Here is a 22,924-nt window from a genome sequence, read left to right as displayed (position 1 = left end):
AAATTGCGACGCAGCATATACCTGATATGCAAGGAGTGATTTTTTGAGAGCAACGCAGTATTGCGACGAAGTTTGGCTTTTTAGAGGTGCCCGACAGTCATGCTGAACTCCCTGCGGCGGCAATACGCGCAACTCATCACCTCCGGCGGACAGCTTATCTTGCTGTTCGCCGGTTTTCATTTGAGCACCCGGGACGGCTGGTTGTGGAGTCTGGGCGGCATCGCCTTCATCAGTCTGTTCGCGTGGTTCTCCGCGCTGCACCGCTACCGCATGATCAGCGGCACCCCCACTTCGCGCATCGCCTCGGCTGCACAAGGCTATGTCGAGCTGGTCGGCCGCGCCCGTCCGCACGGCGATCCCATACTAGGCAAATATTCGATGCTGCCTTGCCTGTGGTACCGCTACAAGGTCGAGCGCAAAAACAGCAAAAATGAATGGAGCACCGAATCCAGCGGCGAAAGTGAAGCGCCGTTCTGCATCGACGATGGCAGCGGCATATGCGTGGTCGACCCGCGTGGTGCGGAGATCCTCACGCAGCATAAGGACACCTGGCAGGTCGCCGATCATCGTTACACGGAATGGAAGCTGATCCAGCAGGACAACCTGTATGCGCTGGGCGAGTTCAGAACCATGGGCGGGAGCAACAATCCGATCACCCGAAACGAACTGATCAAACAAGTCATCGCCGAATGGAAGATGGACAACGCCGATCTGATGAAGCGCTTCGATCTGGATGGCAACGGGCACCTGAACATCGATGAGTGGGGGCTGGCCAGGCAGGCTGCAAAACGCGAGGCTGACAAGCGCCTGACCGCTGCGCGCAACGAGCCGGACACCCACTTCCTGCGCCAATCGCGAAATCGCTTGTTTCTGCTCAGCAACCTGTCACCGGCCAGACTGGCCCGGCGTTACGCGGTGTGGACATGGGCACATCTGACCTTCTTCTTCAGCGCGCTGGCAGGCATAGCCTGGGTACTGACCTCACTGCCGGACTGATCACACCGCGTAGGCACCGCCCGGATTGAGCATGGCGACGATATCCTGATGACCCGCACGCTCGGCCAGATCTAGCGCGGTTCGGCCATCACTGTATTTTGCATAGCGATTGGCGCCCTTATCCAGCAGCAACTTGACCACCTGCGTATGGCCGTTGTTGGCGGCTTTGTGCAGCGCCGTCCAGCCGTCCACCGTGGCGAGATTCACATCGGCACCGCGCAGGATCAGATAGGCGCAAGCGATCAGGTGTCCGCGTGTCGCCGCCTGCATCAGCGCAGTCCAGCCGAACTGGCTCTGATAGTTAGGGTCGGCACCCTTGTCGATCAGCAGTTTGACCACGTTCGAGTAGCCGTTGAAAGCCGCCCAATGCAGCGGGTTATAGCCGTTCTTGTCGCAGGCTGTGATCTTTGCGCCGCATTTGATCAGCAGCAGCGCGAACTCTTCGTTACCGTTGAATGACGAGATCATCAACGGCGTCCAGTGACGTTCGTCCCTGACTTCGAGGTCGACACCGCAGGACAGGAATTCATGCACTGCGTTCTGGTTGTTCTCCTCTATGGATTTGATCAGCCCTCCTGGACTGAAGTCGTATCCCAGTCTTTCCAGTTCGTGACGTTTGTATTCGGGCACGCCATCCCAGGCACCGACCTTTTTGTCGGCATTGTGCAATCTGTCCAAATAGTTGCTCAAGCGGATGATCTCAGCCGCAGCCTCCGGCGGGAATCCCGCACGGTCGCCACTGCGCTTGTCCACCATCAGATCCTGCAGATAGACATCGATATGCGGGGTATCGATCACGTTGGCGGTCAGATAAGCTTTCCCTGGCCATATCCAGCAAACAACGGGTTAGAAAGGTCCGTGACAATCAACATTTCCTCCCAAGGCACGTTATCCTTCTCTCGTTGACATTAATGACACATAACCCTTCCTCGCCTAAATTTGGGCTTTAATTGAAGGGCTTCAAAATCAATATTCCCCGCTTCAGATGGGCGACACCCTTCAATATTCGCCAAAACTACCGGCATTTTTTCGGCGAAAAAAATGCCGCCCTCACAAAGAGGACGGCATTTTCACTGCCCGCGTTGAACGCGGACTGCCTAATTAAAGCGGAATTCTGTTGGAGTCAGTTCGATTTCTAGTCTGTCCAGACTTTGACTGCCCGTTTGAAGTTTGTAAACGTTCAATTTGAACTGCACGGTGGGCATATCCCCGTGCACAAGCTGTAGTTGAATTTGAAAATTGTTGCTGATTTGATGAGTGTCGGTGATACCGGCAAGCTTGAAACGCTCATCTGCCTGCGACATATGCCGTATGCAATCGATAATCAGTGCCGGAGAGATGAAACTGGCGCGAAGTCTGATCTCTTTAGCCACAAAATCTACTAGCCATTCGACTGGACAGTCGCTGGCATTCGAAGCCAAATGCTTGAACAGTGTCTTTCGATAAACATTGGTCATTATTATTCCGTTTCTTCTGTTAGAGATTCGCGGGTTTCAGAAATCCCCCCTTCAAGTTGATTACATCTGCCCGGGCATACAGCCGCACCCCTGCCAAATTACGTTCTTTTTGGATTGAATAGCTCCACTCCCCTCTAGGTTCGTTAGATACTATCGATGCATATTCAGGATTCGCGCCTCTACATCATTAAGTTTGTATAGCCTTACTCCCCCGTGTTTTGTGCCCAATTTGATTCCACGCACCTTCCCGCGCCGCTCCATAGCCGGGAAGTAAGATGGGTGTATACCCAGCATCCTCCCCGCTTCGGCCGCAGTCACGCGCCCATGGAGCAAGCCCCTAAGTTTCTCAAAATCGTCAAGCCTGACGAGGCGCCACCACCCGAGATCAAACACCCTAATTGCACCTCGCTTTACCCAGCGGGATTCAAATATATTGGGCAAAAGGTCTAGCCTTGCTGCAGCCTCTGCCACAGTAATCATGTCCTGCCTAGTCAAGGTTTCGTGTAGTTTCTCCAGCGAAACACGATCGACCATAACCGCACGATCCATGGTGTCTGAGCGCCGAAGGATACTTTTCTTGAATAGGACTTGGAGCTGTTGCACTCCAATCCCTAGGATTTTAGCCGCCTCCACTGCCGGAACGGTGTCTGAAGTGGTTGCTTTTACTTGTGCAGATATAGCTTTTCGCTTCCCTTTAATCAACTTTGGGTTCTCACTCATGTTCTTGAGCAAAGTCGAATCCAGACATTCCACATCCTCTCGGCGGAATAGTGAAATCAGCGTTCCATCTACCCAAGGTCCGGAAACTGCTTGTATGTCTAGCGCCATAAGTATTTTCAATAGCTTTTTCGGATTCATGGCCAATTGCTTAGCCAATACGCCACCAAAAACATATTTGCGATTGAACTCCTCTGCGGAGGTGCGGCTCACAATCAGTCGTTTGCGTCCCGTCAGATCCCGATCTCGCGACAACATCCACCCCTTGCGGGCACTAAACCTCACCGTGTCTGGGTAAGTTTTGAATAAGCTCGCCACTTGATGCACATCTAGCCATTCGCCATTTGTCCCAGAATCAGCTTCCCCGTTCGGCTTTTTTGGCGAAAGTCGCAATGTGGTCAGTCCCTGTTCGATGTCATATCCAGCAGAGACCCTATTCCCTGACATCGCTTCCAGTACCATTGACGCGAGACTCGTCGTTTGTGCTCTTCCGACGCTGTGCATAGTTTCCCCAGGTACCGCATGAACAGCAAAAAGCAGCCGATTTACATCGTCCAGATTGACACTGCCATTACCTGCCGGATGCAGCTTGACCAGATCAATCTTCCTGAATTTTGTAAATGCACGCCGGGTAATACCCAAGGCAAGTTGAGCTTCGAGAGCCTGCATGGGCTTGCCAGTTTCAGGCACCTCAAACGACTGGTCTGGCATACAGCGCGACAGTATTGCCTTAGCCAAGGCTTGGACAGTCAGATGCTCACACCGTAGCAATGGCAACAACTGAATCCGCGGATGTATTAAGTGGGACTGCTTATCGACCAGTTCTTGAGCGTATTGATCAACCTTTCCCATTGCGAACCACTTGAATACAGCACTGAGCCAACGATATTCCGATTTTGGATGAAAATCCCCACCATCAAGGCAGCAAAACGCTATCAGAGCCGCATCAATGGCCTCGGCTCTAGACTCACCGTTTCGGTGAACTTCCAGCCACCAATTGATTGGCGCGGGGTCTTCGGACTCACTTGTTGCTTTCCGAAGATCGGCTCCACATGCGCATTCGGCCAGCTTTCCACGCCACGAATGAAGTTCTCCGCCGCATGCCGGACAGTCCTTGATAAGAAATTTGCTATGAATTGGGCATACCGAGTAGGGGCGGAGCGACCAACTTTTGCGCCAATATTTTCGATCACGCAAACATTCTGGACAAAAATATCGCCCGTCATCACGAAACAGTTTTTCCGGTATTTTCATTCCATCCACCAGTCGATCGCTTTCTGCAGTTGGCCCTGATCTGCTAGCCACCGGAAAAACCTCGGGGGGCATGTCGATGCCAAGCTCCGCGATGAAATGTGTGTATCTTGCTGGATCGATGAACGATGCTTTGGCCCATACTTTGCCATTAGCATTCTTCACAAATGCCCAGATGAGTGACTGCAAATTTGGATATCCATTCCCTTCGACCGCACGCATCAATACGCTTGCGGGCGATTCCTCTGGAATTGGAATTGGGCGAGAAACCAGATGTGCTGCCATCACACCCCCCCCCTGAATAGCTTGGCAAGCTTCTCCTGCTTAGCGAGGAAGGGGTTGAAACCCACTACAATCTTTGTGCCAAGAAAAGAGCCATTCAAAAGTCCTGCATCCCACGTCTTTGCAAAATCGCCGATCTCAACCGTTAGCCGATTGTTCAGCATCGCATGCAACACCGACTCCTTAATGAGGGTCATGATGTAGTCCGGACTGCCTCCCGTGGCCGTATATATCTGCAGAGCACTTGCATATGAGAGTGTAGGGAATCCTTTGATCTCCGTAGACTCGATGATTTTGCCGTAAACATCACTTACAAAGTTTTGCAGCATCCCGGGATTCCCCTCGGTTCCAGGAGCTAGTTCTCTCATAATGGCCTGTCGTTTGAATCGCCGGGACATTTCTTTATCGCCTCTGAAGATGTCATGGCACTCGGGGATCCCCATCAAGCAAGTAACGGGGCCGCGTGTATTGGAGATTGACTTCATAACCTTGAAGAACTTTTTCATAACTTTCTTCTTTCTGGCATCAAATCCCTCGATATCATGCAATTCATCAAGGAATATGATCTTTGTGCGGCATTGAATAAGTAATTTGTAGAAGCGTGAAGCCTTGTCAGTCTCTTTTCCAATATTGGGATGAGGATCCCCAAGTTTTGAAAGCATGTCTGTCAGCAAGAGATCTAAGCTAGTAGAGGACTTGAAGCTTGCATAGAAAGCCGGAACCGTTATAGTTTCCAAGTCGTCTTCGCGAATGACCTCCGGCTTCATCGATTTCAATATCGTATTGGCCACAGATGTTTTCCCCATACCTCCGTCGCCTAGTAACATGCAATTCACCGGCTCAACAGAGAAAACGGATGCCTTCAAGCACTCATTGATCCTGTTCAGTGCTCCTTCAAAAAACGGATGCCCCACCCGAATCTTGTCGATTTTGGCAACAACCTCATAAGCCTGTTGTTCTGATTGGCTTGTAAAGAGTTCGAGGGGTTGTGTGTTCGTGCTCATTTTCTAATCCAAATTGTAGAATTTCGTTTTTTTGACTTGCCCAGTGGCCGTTTCGGTCAAGGGTTTCGTACACGGCATGTCTTCTGCTGGCGTTCCTGATTCATCACTTCGTCCTTTCAGCTTGGTTTGGAAAGTCTCAGGCTCACGGTATTGCTCAGTCACTTGCCTGACCGTAGATGGTGGCGGTGTGTCATCCTGAATTGGAGCTGAAGCTTCTTTCTGCCTGTAACCTAGGCGACCAGACCCGTTCGTCAGTTTTGCAATCTTTTTGCGAGCAACTTTCGAATCCTTCTGGATCATCTCCATCAACTGATACCGTGCCAGTAGGCTCGCGTTTTTACCCAAGGATTTAAGATCTTCCTCAGCCATTTTTTTCTTGAGTGTCTGAGCTTCTTTGTGCTCGAATAGCGTCAGCCCATCGGTGTAGTCTGGCTCGACGGAATCTGCTTTGATGAGATTTTTACTTTTATATGGATCTTGGACATATACATAGGACATATCGAGTTCGTTAAGGAGAACCGTTACAGAGCCTTTGTGCTCTGACTCGAGCGTCCTCAAGGAATGGCTGCAATACTCAAGCTTCTCAACTCGAACTCGCCCGCGATTGATCTTGACCTGATAGGGCGTGCGCGCGAGCGCATCAACATCGTCATCCGTCAAACCTTGTTTTGGCAAATTTTCTGTCTCGCGCTTCCAGTGCATGATTGGCACTTGCCCGGTGCCACTGTGCTCGCGCTGGTGGTACACCTCTTCAATCCAGATGCGGACATACTTTTCAATATCAGCTAGTGTGCAGGTGGCTTCTTTTTCAGAGTTGTATTCACCACGCTCATCTATATTAGTAAAGGTACGGCCACTGATTTTCTGAATCAGGTTGTTTGAAAGTGTGCTGAAGAACCTTTCCACATGAGCTTTCCCGTTTGGATCGCGCACTTGGGCAGGCTCGAAGTGAATTGATAGAGTGGTGCACAATCTTTCAACCGCCGAGTTTTTAAACTCGACCCCGTTGTCAGGAATCAAATAGACAGGAATACCTCCTGGCAAACCTGAGGTTGGACGGGTCAGCATATCCTTAACCACACCCAATGTTGTTGCTGCTGATGCGGGCATCAAACTGACATAGACACCAACTACACATCGCGTTCTGACATCAAATGCGCAGACCAGATAAGGCTTCCCAAGAATTTCTCCAGTGTCAGGATCAACCACAAAGACCTTCAGAAAGTGTGTATCGATCTGCACCAGATGCATTGGCCCCGGACTCGAAATCTTTTGTCCTGCTGCACGAGCTGCTCGCTCAGCCGCCAAAGGTCCCTGTTTGATTCTAATCAGGAGATATGGGTCGATCTTTTTTAGATAGCGACGGATGGTTCTCTCGCTTGGGACTGCGACAGTCTCACCATCTTTGCTGAGTAAATCTTTTTCTTCTAAACGGTCTTTAATATGCGAAAGAACATCTAATGCATCGCGCTGCTCCTTCGTATTTATATACTCATCGAGTGCATCCTGAATATCAATGTGTACTTCAGGAGGAAATCTTAGCGTTCTGTTTCCGCGCTTCCGCTCAGGAGCAAACAAAGCGTCACGCCCTTTCTCCCGATATGTTTTCACCCATGAAGACACTGACCTTGGAACAGGCGGTTTCGCATCCTTAAGTAGAATTGCACATTCAGGGAGCCAAGCTTTCAGCTCCTTAAAGGAGTTTGGATGGAGCAGCTCCGCAGTTGCTGCTTCTGCGTATCGGATACGGCGCATACCTTCTGTCAGCTCCTTCTGTGAGAGATTCGCTGGAGCGTAACCACCGTCATCGCTTTCTCGAACCTGATATTCTGTATTCAGGTCAGGATTCGAAACTAAAATTTTACATTTTTCCTGATAGTCTAAGAACTTGCTGATTCTTAGTTTGTATTGGCTCCCACCCTTAACAGATGCATATCTGATCTGTCCGAACTGGGTGTAGCAAATCTCATATTCTTTGCCCTGCATTTTGAAGCGCATGCCTACTCGCGGTTTGAAAATTGCTGGTTCATTCATTTCCACACCTCCATCAGGTTGTCGATCCGGCACTTCCAGTTTGTCTGGAGCCATTCGCACATCAGGAGGTAGGGAACGAGCGAGGCTGGAAGTCCATTGCTCCTGCAGAGCTCCTGAAGCTCACCATAAGTTGAACGCTCAAAATCGAGCGCAAAGAACGCCTTGATTTCATCCATGTGAGGGATTCGGTCATATTGCTTGTGCAGCCAGAACAGATTTGCTGACTTCATTCCGCTCGGCATGTCATTCAAATCAACGACGGCATAGCTGATTCCTTCTTTATGTAGAATCCCAGTAATCACTTCGATGCGCTCGCGGAACTCACTGCTCAGATACTCCTTGTTCGCCTTTACTTCTCGAACATGCAGCCTGCCACCCGTATCGACATACAGGAAGTCCGGATAGATCGGATGGTTTGATCCTGGTATGTCCAGTGCAAGAGCTTGCGTCCTGAATGCCTGAACGGAAGGATTACGCTCCAATTCGAGGGCGAACGCAGATTCCGCTCGACTCTCGACAGGAATCGCTACTGCAGGTAGACCTGACTTCGCGTTCTTCTTGCTTGGAAAATAGCTTGCTCGGCCTCCACCACGTTTCCCGAGCTTGATCTCACGGCAACCGTCTATTACCCCACTCAACGTTGGTTCTTTTGAAAAGGCGAGGTCTACCTGTTCGAACAGGCTCCGCCGTACTGCCATTTCCGCGAATGTCGGAAGTTGATCCGCATACAGCAGGCTACGAGCACTGAGCTCCCTATCTATATATATAGAATGCCCAGCAGATTTCTGGTGTTTGTGTTTCAACCAAATGTCTTGGTTGATGCTTTGCTGAAAATTGCTTGCACCTATTCCTGATGCAAATTTCAAGTTGTCTTGCTCTGCATGAATTGACATGCCTCTTCCTTTCCGGCCGATCACGGCCTCCTGATCTCGATATCACCAAATTCAGGAATAAAGCCGCCCTGGAGCCGAGGAAATCCCGCTCAATTTTGGTGATTTGGATAAATGGGCTTGACGACCAGTAGGAAGGGAGATGACAATACGAGTGCGAATCGGGGGGCTGTCATCAGCTTCCTATAAGGAGGGCAAGCCGTAAGGTTTGCCTTTTTTATTTCATGTTGTGTTCCTCCACTTTTCGTTTCATTTTTGCCTTGCCTGCATTCTTGATGGCCAGGCCCTTTGCTTCCTCAGTCAACCTCTCAGGCATACCTAGAATTTCCGTCATCATGGAAATCTGGCTCGGCAGCAAAGTGGTTATTCGTTGCCGCATCTCGTGAACCAGCCAGTAAACCTGTTCTTCGGCATCCACAGGAATCATCAGCTTTCTATCTGACATGGTTGCTGCCCTGTGAATCCGTTCTGCTTCAAAGTCAGTTAATTCAAATTTATTCACCAGTTTTCCAACGAGCTCCTTCGTCGGCGGTCCTTTGAGCCCGGTCTCCAATGAAGACAAGTAACTCTGCTCATATCCCAGCTTCTCTGCCAGATCCTTTTGCTTGAGCCCTCTTGCCTTCCGAAACCCTCTTAACCATTTTGCAAACGGACTCATTTCTTAACCCATCTCAGCAATATGAGACGAAGTATATGAATTTTTCGTTGAATGTCAATAACTATCTGTTTTTATTGGTATTTGTAACTGTGCATTTGCTCGCAGCATGTGATTAATTAATATTATTAATAGACAGTCGTGAAACTGAACTTCCTATAAATTTCAATGAGCGCGGCTTTTCCCGCCCGTAACGGATAGACTCTCACTATGGCTAAAATTAAGGGGATAAAAAAACACTTGGCCTCCAGCCAGAAACTGGAGGTTTTAAGGGCCATTGAGACAAGCGGCAATGTTTCTCAGGCTTGCCTGCAGCACGAAGTGAGCCGTGCTTCGTATTACGCCTGGCTACGAAAGCATAAAGAAAACCCGCATGCAGGCCTGACTTCAAAGAAAAGAGCCCCAAATAATCCAAACAAGACCCCGCAAGATATAGCTGGCCTAGTTATAGATCTGGCTATACGCCATCCTGATGATGGATGCTCAAAGATAGCGGAGCTGCTATTAAAGAAAGGATTCTCGCTTTCCCCCCCCACGGTTCAGAAGATTCTGAATTCGAACAACCTTGGAACCGTGAGCAAGCGACTCTACCGGCTGGAAAAGCACCATATTCTTGATGGGTGGCCAGTTTCAGACAGGCTGCTTGAACAGATACACAGGAATGATCCCTGTCTTAGAGAACGTTACAAGATAGGAAGTTATCCAGGCGAGATCCTTGTTCAGGATTGCTTCCCGATTTTCCAGCTGATTCCTGGCTGCTATGTTCATGTGGCGATAGATACCTATTCTTCGTCAGCATTTGCGTATCCGTGGTTTGAAAAAACGCCCTCCATTGCTATCGATGTTATAAAACTCCTGGCGTTTAAGGGAATCAGACGAGACAGTTATCCTATTAAAAAAATCTATACTAGCAGTGCCTATATGTTTACGAGGCATGGGAAGGATTACTCAGCATACTTAGCCTCCCGGGCGATCGCGCACGAGATTTATAGTGGGAATAGCAGAAACTGGAATGGCTTTATAGAAAGCTACAAAAAATACTTCTTCCATAAGTACGAGCCATTGAAGTCAGAAGAAATGGATCCTGCAAAAACTACTGAGGTCATTAGAAGAATGAAGTCGTTTGCAGTCTACAGTGCGACAAAGGTCCATGGCTTTCCCAACTTCGGGATGTGCCCAGGAGATCGAGTAGACCCATTCAGGATTACCTAAATTGAATTAATCTCACCGGCTTATGCTGAGTCCATCAGCTCACTCAATACCGATATCCATTCCATGAGTTATAGACCTTCACTTGTATTCATGAAGTGCACATTTTTAATGCTTATAAGTGCACTCGTCTGCCTTACCTATAGCGCGGAAGTATTTGCATCTATCTGCGAAGAGAAATTCAGCAGGCCATCTTATAAAACTCGTGGGTTTTACTGCACCCCAGGACAAATGGTGCGCGATGCTTATGAGCTTGACCGTGAGATTGCCTGCGAGGAAATGGAAGTTGATCACCTTGTGTCACTCAGGCAAGCATGGGATAGCGGTGTTTGTGGAGATGATTTGAAGCGCCTTGCCAATGATCCTAGAAACCTTCGGTTTACCTATTGGCAGACGAATAGAGCAAAGGGATATTTGCAACCAGAGGTATTTGCTAAAACACGAAGCGACGCAATTGCCAGACAGGTTACTCGTGATGCCGAAGTGATCATGAGCGAGTATCGAATTAAAACCAAATCACAACTGCTTTCAGATCGTTTTTTGTTTTATGCCACAAGTGGATCAAAGCACATTCGTATTCCCCTCGCGTCAATAAATGAATCTATCCGTAATAGACTGACTTACCGGAAAGTCGGTGAGAAGACCGTTGTATATGTCGGAAAACGTGCAGTTGGTTATGCAATAGGAGTAGGTCTAGCAATTGAGGCAGTCATGGCTGCAGGTTGGGCCGCTGACTGGCTTACGTCTCCATCACAAGATGCACAAATGAAGAAACGTGCTGAATATTTCCGCTCTGTGCTTGAGGGGGAAAAATGAGAGCTCTTTTTACATTTCTGTTCATCTCCTTGAATATGCATATTCCAGCATTTGCTGAATCCACATACGGTAATTTTGAAGATGCACAGCAGTACGGCTCGTTCTACGACTTTGTCTATCAAAGTAACGTCGTTGAAAGCTACCTTCTTGAATGTACGGGCGACCGATCGGTGGCGTACAAATTCGCGTTTGCAACTGCCCCAATTTCAAACTCATACAAAAGGGAAATACTTGGACTAAACGGGATTGCTAAAGATCCATTTACAAATAAGCCGCTATCAAGGCGCTTGTGGGATGAAGTTAAATTAGCTGTAACCAGAAAGCCCGATCCCCAAAAAAACCTTTCAGAGCCTGTGTTAATGGCTCAAATGGAGGTATTGAGGCAATTCAATGACCACCAAGAGCAGAAAGATACGCTTTGTGACTTTGTATTCTGGGATGAGGTAACTCATCTGGCAGAAGCGATAGATACCCTCATGAGGGACGTAAGAAATCGACAGAGTGGTAGCTCTGCTCTAATTGAATTTGAAAAGGAAGCAAAGGTTGGATTGGAAGTAATTGATCGCCTATTCAAGGCGAACCCGAACAGAATCCCGCTTCGCAGGATAGACATGAAGACTAATGCTCAAAGCGGGCCTTTGGACACGACTCTCCAAAATGAACAACCAGAGTCACTTCCAGTAGTAATGCCGCCGTATCTAAAGAAAACTTACTGATTGGGCTAATTCGCCTGAAGGTCTTTCGGCTATTTGCATTCTGTTGTTGGAAACATGGTTTCAACGGCACCGTCGAACTAAGCCGTATTGTGCAAAACTTGGTTGCTCAGTAAGAAGCTCAGCAATCTGTTGCGTGCCATATAGGGTTGGATGCGAAGGACCAGGTGCGGCAAAGCAGCGGTAGCGGTCATCCCAGTCTGGGAATCCACCGACAGCAGGTCGGCCATAACTGTCGGCGGCATTCAGATGGGCCAACGACCGCTGTGGAATGGTCACCGGTCATAGTCACTGAAGTCATGCAGAACATTCTTCGACTCCAATTAATATTTGCTCATCATAGGTTGTCTTCACGGCCGAACTGAACGTCAAGCAAATATTGCTTTCACGAAGCAACCTTCTGCACAGGCAGATACATTCTGTCCGACACGAATACGCCGACCTCAAAAAGCAGCCACATGGGCATCGCCAGCATGAATTGCGAGATAACATCAGGCGGCGTAAGTACTGCACCCACGACAAAAGCCCCCACGATGACGTAGGGGCGACTCTCACGCAACTTCTCAGTCGTCACCCAGCCTAAGTGCACCATCACGACCACCGCGATTGGCACTTGGAATGCCACGCCAAATGCCATAAACATGCCCAGCACGAAGCTCAAATACTTGTCGATGTCGGTCATCACAGCCACTCCAATGGGGGCGGATGCGGTGATGAAGCCAAACACGGCGGGAAGCACAGCGAAATAGACGAAGGCCATGCCCGCTAGGAACAACAGCACGCTGGCAATGATGATTGGGAGCAGGAAGCGTTTTTCATGCGCATACAAACCAGGTGCGACGAACTTCCACATTTGCAAAAGAATGTAGGGCAGGGCAATTAAGAAGGCGGCCATCATTGCTAACTTGATGGGAACGAAGAATGGGGTGGTGACATCGGTAGCGATCATCTGCCCGCCTTGGGGCAACTTCGCGAGCAGCGGTTGCGCCAACACGGCGTACATGTCCGACGCCCACGGAAACAGGCAGATGAACACCAACATGTAACAAACCATTGCATGCGTCAGGCGCACACGCAGTTCGATCAGATGCGCGATGAGGGCTTGCTGTGAACTCATGCTTGATTAGCGGGAACAATGTTGCCATGTGCGGTCGCGTCGATCAGCTTCGCATCATGAACGGGCTGCGCCAGGTCATGTTCGACCTGTCTCACTTCCTGATCAATATCGTTACTTGTCTGCTGCATCGCGAGTTGTAATGCATCGGCCTCTGATTTGACCTCGCTTTGTACTTTGCGCAATTCCTCCAACTCGACACTCGTGTTGATATCTTGCTTGACGCTATAGACGACACGTTGCGCGCGTCCCCACAGATGACCAAGCGTACGGGCCACCTTGGGTAGACGCTCCGGCCCGATCACCACCAGTGCGACCAACATGATGACCACAATTTCGGAAAAGCCAAAATCAAACATGCAGCAAGCCCCTCCTCAATTTATTTTCTTCATCAAATTTAAGCAATGCTGTGCGACTTAGCTTTCACTTCGCCTTCAACTGTTTGGCCAGATTCGACGATTTGCTTCGTAGCATCTTCTTCAGATCGCATGCCTTCCTTAAATCCTTTCACTGCCCCGCCCAGATCGCTCCCTACGTTGCGTAGCTTCTTGGTGCCAAAGACCAGCACCACCACTAACAAAACAATCATCCAGTGCCAAATACTCATCGAGCCCATCTTCATCTCCTATTTAGATTTAAACAATTCCGCATCATTCGAACCGAATCAACACACAATGACAGCAACCTTTGTGCCGATTTGAATAATTGCGTTTCTTGCGGTGCAATAAGGGGGTTGCGTGACTTCCTGCTCCGCTCATCACTCACCCACCATCCGCTTTGATTGCAGGAGTAGAAAGTAGCTTTCCACTACTAGAACTTCACGTTCACACTTGCCCGCAAGGTTCTTGGTTCAGCCGGATGGGTATGGATGTCTGCTACGGATGTTGTTTCGCTGTGAAGTTGAGACTCATAGTAATAATCGATATCGCTCACTTGCGTGTCGAGCAGATTCAGCACTTCCATGTTCAATCTAACCCGCTGCGTGATACGGTAGCCGACCAGCATGTTGACCAGCGTGGATGACTTTGAGCGCACGCTGTTGTCCTCGATCAGCGGACGCGGGCCGAAATAGCGAAGGCGCAAACCTGCAGACCACGGGGCGCTGTCTTGCAAAATCACACCGATAGAAGTGGCATGTTCAATCGCACCGGGAATTCGGTCACCCGTCGGGTCGCCATCGGTGAAGCGCGCACTGGACAAGGACACATCACCATCGATGAGCAACCACGCAACCGGATTCCAGTAGTTCGCCCATTCCACGCCATGACGTCGGCTGGGGCGCGAAGCACTGGTTGTGCCCGCATCGCCGACGAAGACCAGTTCCGAATCGATATCTAGTCGCCAGAGCGTGAGGGAAGTCTGCAACCCCGGCAGCACGGCACTTCGCACGCCAACCTCATACCCAGTGGCGGGAACCAGAGGGCGAACCGGATCGACGGAATCACCGGAACATTCACCCGCCCCACCTGAGCAGCCCGGCCGGGCGCCGGGGCGCGGATCGGGGTTGACGCGGATGGTGGTGCCGCGCGCATCGTTGCTGTGGAAGCCGCGCCCCGCATTCAGGTAATACTCCGTCTTATCCCAAGGGCCAAACACCAGCGACAGTTTGGGCGAGACGATGGCATCATTTTTTTTGCCTGCATTGGCTGCGGTATCACTGTTCACGTCGAATTGATAACTGTCGCCGCGCATGCCAAGGATGGAGCGGAACTTCTCGCCCCACTGTATCTGCGTTTCCCCCCACAGCGACACGCTGGTCTGCTTGACCTTGTCGTCGCGCACCGTCCCCCACTTCTGTCGGTTCTGCGTTGAAAACAGTCCAACGCCGATGTCGTCGTGGCGTACATCGGTGCCGATGGTGGTGATGACCGGTGTGCCGTGCATCTCCTGCAGCCAGTTGTGCGACGCTTTCGCACCGATGATGGTGCGCTTGTCGGCCTGCAGGAACTGGTCGCCATGCACGGTATCTGTGGCGTAGGTGAAGTTGGACCACAGGTTCAGCGCGTAGTCGATTAGGTAGACGTTGGCGCGGCTGGCACCGTTGGCCTCCACATCCGCCCACTCGCCGGACAAGCTGTAGCGGTGCGTGTCTCCGCCTGTACTGGAATCGAGACTCCCATAGCGCCCCACCGTCGCCATCGCACGTTCCGCGATCTGGTCGGTCGCAGTCCACTTCGCGTCATAGCCCAGCAGAGACACCACCCAACCTTCGTCGCGTTGCCCCTGGCCGTAACGCACCAACAGATTATCCTTGCGCAGATGTTCCGGTACCGTCCACGGCCCGTCGTTGTGGTAGCCCTCGGCCGCAATCAGCAGATTACCCTCGTTGACTTTCGGTGAGGCTGCCGCCAGTAGGCGCGAGAATCCTCCATCGCCCTGCGTCACCTGTGCATAGGGCGCATCCAGCTTGCGCACATAGTCGATGCGCGCCGAGCCCGCCGCCGAAAAATCGCCGTCACCCGCATAGTAAGTCCCTTTGCGGTACTGCACGCGCTCCACCAGTTCAGGAATCAGGAAGTTCAGGTCGGTGTAACCCTGCCCGTGTGCATGCGTAGGCATGTTCACCGGCATGCCCATCAACGAGGTGGAGAAATCTGTGCCATGATCCAAGTTGAAACCGCGCAAATAATACTGGTTGGCTTTACCGTCGCCCGAATGTTGGCTGATGATGAGGCCGGGCACGACTTCCAGCACTTCGGCGGGACGCAACAGTGGTCGATTCTCCAATTGTTCGGCAGTCACCGTGCCTTCGCTGGAGGTGGACGCAACGCCGAGTTGGTCAGTTGCTTTGGCGGTGACAGATACTTCGTCCAGAGTCGGCACCCCTGCTGCAAAGGCGCGTTGTGCCAATAGCAGAAATAGCGTTAAGACGAAATAGTTTTTCTTCATAACCCCCCCCCCGAAATCAATTAACAACAAACGAATACAAAGGAAATCAGGCTGGAGCAGAAACGCGCTGCTGGGAATAGCGAGCAAATAGAAAACTACAAGCGATGATAAAAATGATGGAAGCTCCGATGAACAACTCGCGCCCATCCTGCCAAGCGGAAGCTTCTGGGAAAAAGCGGCGTGACAGACCCAGTATCGCGACCGAGAGGCTCAATAGTGCGACCGTCACCCCCATCACGCGTGAGGCAGTACGCGCTGTGGCATCTGCTCGTTGCAATAGGTGCGAGATCCACAGCCCGTTGGCGGCATCAGTGAGCATCATGCCCAGCATGAAACATACTGCCAATAAAAATGCATGCGACACACCTCCATACTGTGTCGCAGTCGCCGAGAACAGGGCTGCCTGAGATAGCGTATCGAATGAGAATGCAAACAATGAACCCACCAATGCAATCAGGAAGGGATGTCCTGCGCATTTAAGATTTCCTAGCCAGCGCCCTTTGATGCCGACCATCTGCACCATTTCATGCGAAGGGGTGGTGAACACCGCATACAAATTGAGTGCGCCCAGCAAGATAAGAAAGAATGCCGATACCCAAGCACCGACATCATCCATCCATTGAGGGACGATGCCCTGCTGGAACAGCAGACCCGTAACGACTGCAACGATACAGACCACCGCACCATGGCCAAGTGAGAACAGGAAACCGCACAGTCGCGCAAGCCTTGGACGTCCTGCTGCGGCATTGAACCGAGTCAAGCCGTCAATGGTAGCGAGATGATCAGCATCCATGCCGTGCTTCATTCCCAATACAAAGGCCAGTGCAACTAAAGGATAGATACTGCTATTTAGCGATTCCATAACACCCCCGTAAGATGATTTCCCATATCTTCTTAACAAGATTTATGCCAAATAAGCGTACTCCCCCCTTCGGCTATATAACTACCTGAATATCATTAGAATAGATTGGAGAGATTGAATTGACGGCGCGTCCAGCGGTGTGGTTTGACGCAGATAACTGGTTAAATACTTACCGCTTTAACGTCCAACTGAGCGAGGCAAATGCAATCGAAACTCAGCCCCTCCCTCGGGAGCATTACTCACCTCCAACTTACCGCCGTGCCGCTCGATGATGCCGTAGCTGATAGACAGCCCCAACCCTGTTCCTTTTCCAACTGGTTTGGTGGTGTAAAAAGGATCGAATATCTTGCTCAACGCATGCTCGGATATCCCCAGTCCGTTATCGCGAAACTGAATGACGATCTCATCGCCCAGTTCTGCTTCAATGATCAATGTGGGCTCAGGAATTCCTTCGGTCGCATCTGATGCGTTCTGTACCAGATTGATGATGACCTGCTGGATCTGCCCAGGCGAGCCCGCAATTAGAATCTCCTTGGGCATTTCCATCTTCACACGGAAATTCGCAGGGGTCGCACGCGTCACCCAATGTACCGAACGTTCTATCGTTTCAGCCAGATTGAACTCGACGTTCTCATTACGATCTGAGGCAGAGAATCGCTTCAAACCATCGACGATATCGCGCGTTCGCTCCGCCCCTTCGACCGCACCAGACAACAGCGGATCAAGGTCATCCAACATTCGGTCTATACGTAATTCGGTTCTGAGTTTGTCGAGTGTCGCTTGGGGTGCATGGTCATGCACCGCATCCAGATATCGCTTCATACGCGGCGTGTAGCGCTGCATCGCATGCACATTGCCTAGCACGAAGCTGATTGGATTATTCAATTCATGCGCCACACCCGCCACCAACTTGCCGAGTGAAGCCATCTTCTCGGATTGCAGCAATTGTTGCTGCGTACGCTTAAGCTCCTCATGTGCCTCACGCAGCTTGTGATAGGCACGCCTCAATTCACCCACAGGTCGTCCTGTGATGACCACGCCCAACAATTTCCCCACGCTGGACAATCTCGGCGTGAAATTGAGCGCCACGGGAGTAGCACTTCCTTCTTTAGTGAGAAACTGCAACTCGACATCATTCGCTGGGGCCGTGGTGAGACTGGCAATCACACGCTTAGCGGCCTCACACCCGCTCACCTCCGCGAATAACGAACCCAGCTTGGCCCCCTTCAACTCACTCTCTGTCTTACCCGTAAAAGCGAGCAGTGAATGATTCACTTCCTCGATCACCGCATTACGATCACATACGACCAAAAGGTCAGACATCGAGGTCAGGATGCTGAAAATGAATTGTTGAGATTCCTCCAGTTCAGTGTTCTTCTGCTCCAGCACCACCTCGTATTGCAACAGCTCGTTGTAAACCTCATCCATCGAGCGCACGACATCTATCCATGCAGACTCGGAGAAGGGCTCCATCACCTCGGGTGAGGGTAATCGAACGGGGGATTGATTATCACGTAGGCTCATCGAATGGGGCTGCTAGGTTTTCGGATGGCTATGGACATGTCCATGCCCTGCTTCAACATCGACGGGTACGAGATTGACCTGCCCATGTCGCACACCTCTTTCAGCGATCAAGGCGTCAGCGAAGCGGCGCACGACCTCGGTCTTGCCGCGCAACATCACCGTCTCCAGACAATTCTCATGGTCCAGATGTACATGCGTCGATGCAACGACCAAGTCGTGGTGTTGGTGCTGAAGCTCGGTGAGTCGTTCCGACAGATCACGTTCATGATGGTTGTATACATAGGAAAGGCTCGCGACACAGAATGGTGCCTGCTTCTCTTGCAACCGCAGCGTGTCCAACTTTCCACGCAACATATCACGCACAGCTTCTGAACGATTCAGATAGCCACGCTCCTTTATCAAGCGATCGAATTCGCTAGCGAGTCGTTCATCTAATGAGATGGTGAAGCGTTCCATATATCCTCCTCAATGCACCGTGCACACCATGCACGGATCGAACGAGCGCACCACATGCTGCACCGCCAACGGTGCGGCATCACTTCCCTCTTGCGCGACCAGCCCGACCAGCGCTTGTTCCAGCGCGCCGGGTTCACCTGCCGCGTCGCGGGGTGAGAAGTTCCAAGTGGTCGGTGCGATGATCTGGTAATTATGTATCTTGCCGTTACGCACATCCAGCCAATGCCCCAGACTACCTCTTGCTGCTTCGATCAAACCGACACCCCGTGCATCTTCGATCTCGGTTGCTGGCAAACAAAATGCAGCGCCCGGCTGAATCTGACGCAACCAAGATTCCATGACAGGCAACACCAAAGTGAATTCCAACAGACGCGCCACGACACGCGCCATGACACTGGCCCCGTGTCGCGCAACCAAGTCGCGCACCAAAGGATGCCCCGCCACCATCTGCCTAGCCAAAGCACCCGTCTCCACCACCTGCCCAGAAAGTCTTGGCGCTTTACACCACGAATACGCCCCCTCTTTATCTGGCTGTGGCACGGTTAAACCCTCATCTGGTGACAGTGCGTCGTTGCCCGCCATCCAACTGCTCGTTACATCCTCACGGATAGCGTTCGTGTCCAACACCTGCAACTGTCCATCCTGCCACACGCCCGATTTAAATACATGCTGCTCTCCATCTGAATACGCTCCGAAGCTCATGAAGCGATCTGTAGCGCGCCCCATGGTGTGCATTTCCAGATCGCGCGCGATGCTCAAGAATCTCGGGAAGTCGGCACCTAGTGAGCGTGACTCCATCCAAGCGAAGAGCGCCGCTTCAGAATGCAATGCTGCCACTGACTCCAAGCGATCACCGAACAGCGTCCGTTCCAAAAATGTTCGAAACTCCGCCAGCAATATCTTCAAGCGCAATCGCTCCGCTTCCTCCAAAGGACGCGAGGAGCCACCAGGTTGTAAAGCCAGCGTATGCGGCCAACGTCCTGCCAGATACCCCATCGTGTTCATGAATTTGGCACGCACTGGCAATACATCCGCCGTGGCCGATCCCGATACTGACTTGAATCTGCTTTCTGCATCTGCGAACCAAGCACGCCCACGATAGCCCTCGCGCGCGAAATCCGGCATGAAGAAAAGATAAAAGTGACTGAGATGATCCGCCAGATTCTCTGCTGCCAAGGTCAGGTTGGCTGCCAAAATCCCATTCTGCGGCGCTTGTATCCCCATGCTTTGCGCTAAGGCCTGCGCCGCCGCAGCTGATTGCGCCACAGAACAGATGCCGCAGATACGTGGCACATAGACCAAGGCATCGAGCGGGTGTTTACCTGCCAAAATTTGCTCAAAACCTCGATACATGGGGGAGTTCACATAAGCAGCGCGAACGCGTCCAGATTCGATCTCGAGGGTGACTTCCAGATCGCCTTCGACACGATTGAAGGGGCCAATAATTCTGCGACTCATGCCCCCCCCTCCACCACAGAGACACAGATACACAGAGCAATGCAAAAGCGTGCTCCATTTTCCCTCTGTGTATCTGTATCTCTGTGGTGAATTGTTTTTGAGACTTTTTTCATTTTGGACGCAACCTTTTGGTGGCAGGCGTGATCACTTGATGGTCGGACACGGCATTCTCTTTGACGCGTTTTGGCGTTGCTGATTTAGATAAGGAGGCCAACGCTACGAACCACGCCTTGGGCATATCCGTCGGTAAGCCTATGGGGATGCCTGCGATCTTGGGAGTTATTCCAAATGCATGGCCCGGCTCCTCAAAACCGGGTTCGGTGCAAGCGATGCAGGCATACCCGCCACGCGTACACGAACCCTCACCGTTCCACAGGCGGATGTTGCAATCAGCATGGACTTGCGTACCTTTACATCCCATGTGTTCCATCAGACACCCTAAGTCAGAGGGTTTAAGCGCACTTGCTTTGAATTCGTAATATTCATTTCGCGTACAACCATGATGCACCAGATGGTCTGCATAGAGCCGAGGTCGATGGAACACATCCAAATCTTTGTCCCGCATATCCCCAGATGCCAAAGCCGAAAGCGTTTCGATGACCCAGTTGGGATGGGTAGGACACCCAGCGATATTGACCACCGGCAATCCAGCTTGAGCACGGTAATCTTCGCCCAACAACCCACCTTGGGTGTCGTCTTCATATTGCAAGCCACACGCTTCCGTGTGATTCCCGCCGCCCGCCGTGATGCCACCAAATGCCGCGCAACTGCCCACGGCTACGGTATGTCCCGCTACTTTTGCCAAGCGCTCGACCAGGTTCATCATTGATTCGCCGTGAGTCATGCGATGAAAGCCGCCGCTCCCATTCGGGCCTTTTAGCACCGCCCCTTCAAGACACAATATGTCCAATCGGGTCGCACCACTTGCACAGGCTTCGAAGATTTCACGCGCTTCGTTTGCGCTCTGCTCTGACAAGGAGGGATGCCACAACAGATTGATGCCTATCGCTTTGAGGGTGTCGAAAAGATTACGGCAATCGGCATTTAACAGGGACAGCGTGCAACCTCCACAACCACCCGACTGCAGCCACAGCAGATTGAGTGATTCTTTGCGGACTGCCAGTTCATTCACTTTTCTTCTCCATGCCATAGCGTGCCAATTTACTCCGCAACCCAACACGCGACAAACCCAACTCGGTCGCTGCTCTCGTCTTATTCCAACGATGGCGAATCAGGCATTCATTCAACACACGCGCTTCCAGTGCTTCCATCCTGTCTTTGAGGCTTCCATCCAGCCCAGCGAGGATGCCCATATCTTGCTGTTGCTCTTCTGGCGCAGCGCGTAGCACTTTAGGCGAGAACAGATGTGCTCCGATGTAGTCACCATCGCACAGCAAAATCGCACGCAGAATCTCGTTCTGCATCTCGCGCACATTGCCTGGCCATTGATAGTTGCTCAGACATTCTAAGGCCTCGGGGGTGAATCCCAATATCTCCTTGCCCATGGCTGGTGCAGCATCACTTAACAAAGCAAACGCAATGAGCGCATTGTCCATCTTGCGCTCGCGTAGCGGCGGCATGGGCAACACGAACTGCGTCAAACGATAAAACAAGTCTTCACGGAAACGTCCTTTACGCACCTCTTCTTCCAAATCGCGATTGGTGGCTGACAGCACTCGCACATCAACCTTGCGCGAACGCGAACAACCGACAGGGCGAATCTCACCTTCCTGTAACACACGTAATAATTTAACTTGGAACGAAGGTGAAGTATCCCCCACCTCGTCTAGGAAGATGGTCCCGCCATCCGCTTGCTCGAACAGCCCGATGCGGTCTTCATATGCCCCCGTAAAACTGCCGCGCTTGTGACCGAATAGTTCGGATTCCAACAACTGATCCGACATCGCCCCACAGTTCTCGATGACAAAAGCTTTCGTTGCACGCGGACTGGAGTAATGGATGGCACGCCCCATCAACTCTTTCCCCGATCCGGATTCGCCAGAAATATGCACCGCGATGTCACAGTCCGCGACTCGTGCTGCCAGATCAATCACTTGATTCAAAGGGCTCGCCGCCGAACGCACGATACGTGCGAACTCATAATGACTGCGCAATTTCTCATGCTTGGCCGCCACGCGCCGCTGCAGGACAGGCTGCGCTGTTCGCAACTCGAGATCCATATTGCTGCTCTGCTGCTGCATATCGTATAACTGCGCGGCACCGCGTACATTGAGCAGCAGCGAATCCGGATGCCAGGGTTTGAGGATGTATTGATAGATACCCGCGTCATTGATGCCCGCGATGATGTCCTCCACATCGGCATAGCCAGAGATGATCATACGCACGGTGTCTGGCCAACTTTCGCGCACCTCCTTGAGAAAGTCTATGCCCGTCACACCTGGCATGCGATGGTCACATAGCACTACATTGACGCGCTCACGCTCCATCACCGCACGTCCTTCTTCTGCGCTTGATACCGTCAGCACATTGAATTCTTCATCCAGCGTACGGCGTATCGCTTCCTGCGAACGCACTTCATCATCGATGACCAGTAGTGTAGGTAGTGTCGCCATATATCAGTGGCCTCCTTATAAAAC

At 51.3% G+C, this 22,924-nt stretch carries 21 protein-coding genes; 4 read left to right on the top strand and 17 right to left on the bottom strand.

Annotation, left to right across the window (positions count from 1 at the left end):
* Positions 1 to 99: 99 nt before the first annotated feature.
* Positions 100 to 996, top strand: a complete 897-nt coding sequence (locus ACYCZ5_RS02155) for a hypothetical protein (RefSeq protein ID WP_461543121.1) — start codon at positions 100 to 102, stop codon at positions 994 to 996.
* Here the strand turns inward: ACYCZ5_RS02155 and ACYCZ5_RS02150 are convergent, their stop codons facing one another.
* The 7 genes from ACYCZ5_RS02150 to ACYCZ5_RS02120 form a co-directional block, all read right to left on the bottom strand.
* Positions 997 to 1,794 carry an ankyrin repeat domain-containing protein gene (locus ACYCZ5_RS02150; protein WP_461543120.1) on the bottom strand — a complete coding sequence of 266 codons (798 nt, stop codon included), beginning with the start codon at positions 1,792 to 1,794 and terminating at the stop codon, positions 997 to 999.
* A gap of 299 nt (positions 1,795 to 2,093) precedes the next feature.
* Positions 2,094 to 2,453 (bottom strand): hypothetical protein, encoded by a 360-nt coding sequence (locus tag ACYCZ5_RS02145; RefSeq protein ID WP_461543119.1) that lies wholly within the window; start codon positions 2,451 to 2,453, stop codon positions 2,094 to 2,096.
* A gap of 150 nt (positions 2,454 to 2,603) precedes the next feature.
* The gene (locus ACYCZ5_RS02140) at positions 2,604 to 4,706 is read right to left on the bottom strand and encodes a TniQ family protein (protein ID WP_461543118.1); all 2,103 of its coding nucleotides are present in this window, start codon (positions 4,704 to 4,706) and stop codon (positions 2,604 to 2,606) included.
* A complete protein-coding gene (locus ACYCZ5_RS02135; protein WP_461543117.1) occupies positions 4,706 to 5,707 on the bottom strand; it encodes a TniB family NTP-binding protein in 1,002 nt (333 codons plus the stop codon). Before ACYCZ5_RS02135 ends, ACYCZ5_RS02140 begins: the two co-directional genes overlap by 1 nt.
* A 3-nt stretch (positions 5,708 to 5,710) precedes the next feature.
* The gene (locus ACYCZ5_RS02130; protein ID WP_461543116.1) at positions 5,711 to 7,741 is read right to left on the bottom strand and encodes a transposase family protein; all 2,031 of its coding nucleotides are present in this window, start codon (positions 7,739 to 7,741) and stop codon (positions 5,711 to 5,713) included.
* On the bottom strand, positions 7,738 to 8,634 hold the full coding sequence (locus ACYCZ5_RS02125) for a PDDEXK family nuclease (protein WP_461543115.1): 897 nt from the start codon (positions 8,632 to 8,634) through the stop codon (positions 7,738 to 7,740). The genes ACYCZ5_RS02130 and ACYCZ5_RS02125 overlap by 4 nt, the downstream gene beginning before the upstream one ends.
* Positions 8,635 to 8,848: 214 nt before the next feature.
* Positions 8,849 to 9,289: a helix-turn-helix domain-containing protein gene (locus tag ACYCZ5_RS02120; protein ID WP_461543114.1), complete on the bottom strand. Its 441-nt coding sequence runs from the start codon at positions 9,287 to 9,289 to the stop codon at positions 8,849 to 8,851.
* Between the two features lie 207 nt (positions 9,290 to 9,496).
* Here ACYCZ5_RS02120 and ACYCZ5_RS02115 point away from each other — a divergent pair, with 207 nt between their 5' ends.
* The 3 genes from ACYCZ5_RS02115 (at position 9,497) to ACYCZ5_RS02105 (ending at position 12,027) form a co-directional block, all read left to right on the top strand.
* Positions 9,497 to 10,498, top strand: a complete 1,002-nt coding sequence (locus ACYCZ5_RS02115) for a transposase (RefSeq protein WP_461543113.1) — start codon at positions 9,497 to 9,499, stop codon at positions 10,496 to 10,498.
* Positions 10,499 to 10,561: 63 nt separating this feature from the next.
* Positions 10,562 to 11,311 (top strand): hypothetical protein, encoded by a 750-nt coding sequence (locus ACYCZ5_RS02110; RefSeq protein WP_461543112.1) that lies wholly within the window; start codon positions 10,562 to 10,564, stop codon positions 11,309 to 11,311.
* Complete coding sequence (locus tag ACYCZ5_RS02105; protein ID WP_461543111.1) at positions 11,308 to 12,027, top strand: hypothetical protein; 720 nt, start codon at positions 11,308 to 11,310, stop codon at positions 12,025 to 12,027. Before ACYCZ5_RS02110 ends, ACYCZ5_RS02105 begins: the two co-directional genes overlap by 4 nt.
* Positions 12,028 to 12,409: 382 nt before the next feature.
* Here ACYCZ5_RS02105 and tatC read toward each other — a convergent pair whose 3' ends face one another.
* From tatC to ACYCZ5_RS02055, 10 genes are all read right to left on the bottom strand, one after another.
* Positions 12,410 to 13,141: a twin-arginine translocase subunit TatC gene (gene tatC, locus ACYCZ5_RS02100; RefSeq protein ID WP_461543110.1), complete on the bottom strand. Its 732-nt coding sequence runs from the start codon at positions 13,139 to 13,141 to the stop codon at positions 12,410 to 12,412.
* The gene (gene tatB, locus ACYCZ5_RS02095; RefSeq protein ID WP_461543109.1) at positions 13,138 to 13,497 is read right to left on the bottom strand and encodes a Sec-independent protein translocase protein TatB; all 360 of its coding nucleotides are present in this window, start codon (positions 13,495 to 13,497) and stop codon (positions 13,138 to 13,140) included. The genes tatC and tatB overlap by 4 nt, the downstream gene beginning before the upstream one ends.
* 38 nt (positions 13,498 to 13,535) lie before the next feature.
* Positions 13,536 to 13,754: a Sec-independent protein translocase subunit TatA gene (gene tatA / locus ACYCZ5_RS02090; RefSeq protein ID WP_461543108.1), complete on the bottom strand. Its 219-nt coding sequence runs from the start codon at positions 13,752 to 13,754 to the stop codon at positions 13,536 to 13,538.
* A gap of 194 nt (positions 13,755 to 13,948) precedes the next feature.
* The gene (locus tag ACYCZ5_RS02085) at positions 13,949 to 16,027 is read right to left on the bottom strand and encodes a TonB-dependent receptor (RefSeq protein ID WP_461543107.1); all 2,079 of its coding nucleotides are present in this window, start codon (positions 16,025 to 16,027) and stop codon (positions 13,949 to 13,951) included.
* 46 nt (positions 16,028 to 16,073) lie between these two features.
* Positions 16,074 to 16,889, bottom strand: coding sequence for a HoxN/HupN/NixA family nickel/cobalt transporter (locus tag ACYCZ5_RS02080; protein ID WP_461543106.1), 816 nt, complete (start codon positions 16,887 to 16,889; stop codon positions 16,074 to 16,076).
* A gap of 177 nt (positions 16,890 to 17,066) precedes the next feature.
* The gene (locus ACYCZ5_RS02075; protein ID WP_461543105.1) at positions 17,067 to 18,413 is read right to left on the bottom strand and encodes a PAS domain-containing sensor histidine kinase; all 1,347 of its coding nucleotides are present in this window, start codon (positions 18,411 to 18,413) and stop codon (positions 17,067 to 17,069) included.
* Positions 18,414 to 18,425: 12 nt separating this feature from the next.
* Entirely contained in the window at positions 18,426 to 18,869 is a 444-nt protein-coding gene (nikR, locus tag ACYCZ5_RS02070; RefSeq protein ID WP_461543104.1) for a nickel-responsive transcriptional regulator NikR, read from the bottom strand.
* Positions 18,870 to 18,878: 9 nt separating this feature from the next.
* Positions 18,879 to 20,327, bottom strand: a complete 1,449-nt coding sequence (locus ACYCZ5_RS02065; protein ID WP_461543103.1) for a nickel-dependent hydrogenase large subunit — start codon at positions 20,325 to 20,327, stop codon at positions 18,879 to 18,881.
* Between the two features lie 109 nt (positions 20,328 to 20,436).
* Complete coding sequence (locus ACYCZ5_RS02060) at positions 20,437 to 21,459, bottom strand: NADH-quinone oxidoreductase subunit B family protein (protein ID WP_461543102.1); 1,023 nt, start codon at positions 21,457 to 21,459, stop codon at positions 20,437 to 20,439.
* Positions 21,452 to 22,900, bottom strand: a complete 1,449-nt coding sequence (locus ACYCZ5_RS02055; RefSeq protein WP_461543101.1) for a sigma-54-dependent transcriptional regulator — start codon at positions 22,898 to 22,900, stop codon at positions 21,452 to 21,454. Before ACYCZ5_RS02055 ends, ACYCZ5_RS02060 begins: the two co-directional genes overlap by 8 nt.
* Positions 22,901 to 22,924: the final 24 nt, after the last annotated feature.

Source organism: Sideroxydans sp., assembly GCF_054604835.1.
This window is presented reverse-complemented; position numbering and strand designations above follow the sequence as displayed.

Excerpts from the sequence above, each read along its gene's own strand:
- ACYCZ5_RS02140 (WP_461543118.1), bottom strand. The coding sequence starts at position 4,706 with ATGGCAGCACATCTGGTTTCTCGCCCAATTCCAATTCCAGAGGAATCG.
- tatB (WP_461543109.1), bottom strand. The coding sequence starts at position 13,497 with ATGTTTGATTTTGGCTTTTCCGAAATTGTGGTCATCATGTTGGTCGCA.
- ACYCZ5_RS02075 (WP_461543105.1), bottom strand. The coding sequence starts at position 18,413 with ATGAGCCTACGTGATAATCAATCCCCCGTTCGATTACCCTCACCCGAG.
- ACYCZ5_RS02135 (WP_461543117.1), bottom strand. The coding sequence starts at position 5,707 with ATGAGCACGAACACACAACCCCTCGAACTCTTTACAAGCCAATCAGAA.
- ACYCZ5_RS02130 (WP_461543116.1), bottom strand. The coding sequence starts at position 7,741 with ATGAATGAACCAGCAATTTTCAAACCGCGAGTAGGCATGCGCTTCAAA.
- ACYCZ5_RS02155 (WP_461543121.1), top strand. The coding sequence starts at position 100 with ATGCTGAACTCCCTGCGGCGGCAATACGCGCAACTCATCACCTCCGGC.
- ACYCZ5_RS02080 (WP_461543106.1), bottom strand. The coding sequence starts at position 16,889 with ATGGAATCGCTAAATAGCAGTATCTATCCTTTAGTTGCACTGGCCTTT.
- nikR (WP_461543104.1), bottom strand. The coding sequence starts at position 18,869 with ATGGAACGCTTCACCATCTCATTAGATGAACGACTCGCTAGCGAATTC.
- ACYCZ5_RS02125 (WP_461543115.1), bottom strand. The coding sequence starts at position 8,634 with ATGTCAATTCATGCAGAGCAAGACAACTTGAAATTTGCATCAGGAATA.
- ACYCZ5_RS02055 (WP_461543101.1), bottom strand. The coding sequence starts at position 22,900 with ATGGCGACACTACCTACACTACTGGTCATCGATGATGAAGTGCGTTCG.
- ACYCZ5_RS02085 (WP_461543107.1), bottom strand. The coding sequence starts at position 16,027 with ATGAAGAAAAACTATTTCGTCTTAACGCTATTTCTGCTATTGGCACAA.
- ACYCZ5_RS02105 (WP_461543111.1), top strand. The coding sequence starts at position 11,308 with ATGAGAGCTCTTTTTACATTTCTGTTCATCTCCTTGAATATGCATATT.
- ACYCZ5_RS02145 (WP_461543119.1), bottom strand. The coding sequence starts at position 2,453 with ATGACCAATGTTTATCGAAAGACACTGTTCAAGCATTTGGCTTCGAAT.
- tatA (WP_461543108.1), bottom strand. The coding sequence starts at position 13,754 with ATGGGCTCGATGAGTATTTGGCACTGGATGATTGTTTTGTTAGTGGTG.
- ACYCZ5_RS02120 (WP_461543114.1), bottom strand. The coding sequence starts at position 9,289 with ATGAGTCCGTTTGCAAAATGGTTAAGAGGGTTTCGGAAGGCAAGAGGG.
- ACYCZ5_RS02115 (WP_461543113.1), top strand. The coding sequence starts at position 9,497 with ATGGCTAAAATTAAGGGGATAAAAAAACACTTGGCCTCCAGCCAGAAA.
- ACYCZ5_RS02065 (WP_461543103.1), bottom strand. The coding sequence starts at position 20,327 with ATGAGTCGCAGAATTATTGGCCCCTTCAATCGTGTCGAAGGCGATCTG.
- tatC (WP_461543110.1), bottom strand. The coding sequence starts at position 13,141 with ATGAGTTCACAGCAAGCCCTCATCGCGCATCTGATCGAACTGCGTGTG.
- ACYCZ5_RS02110 (WP_461543112.1), top strand. The coding sequence starts at position 10,562 with ATGAGTTATAGACCTTCACTTGTATTCATGAAGTGCACATTTTTAATG.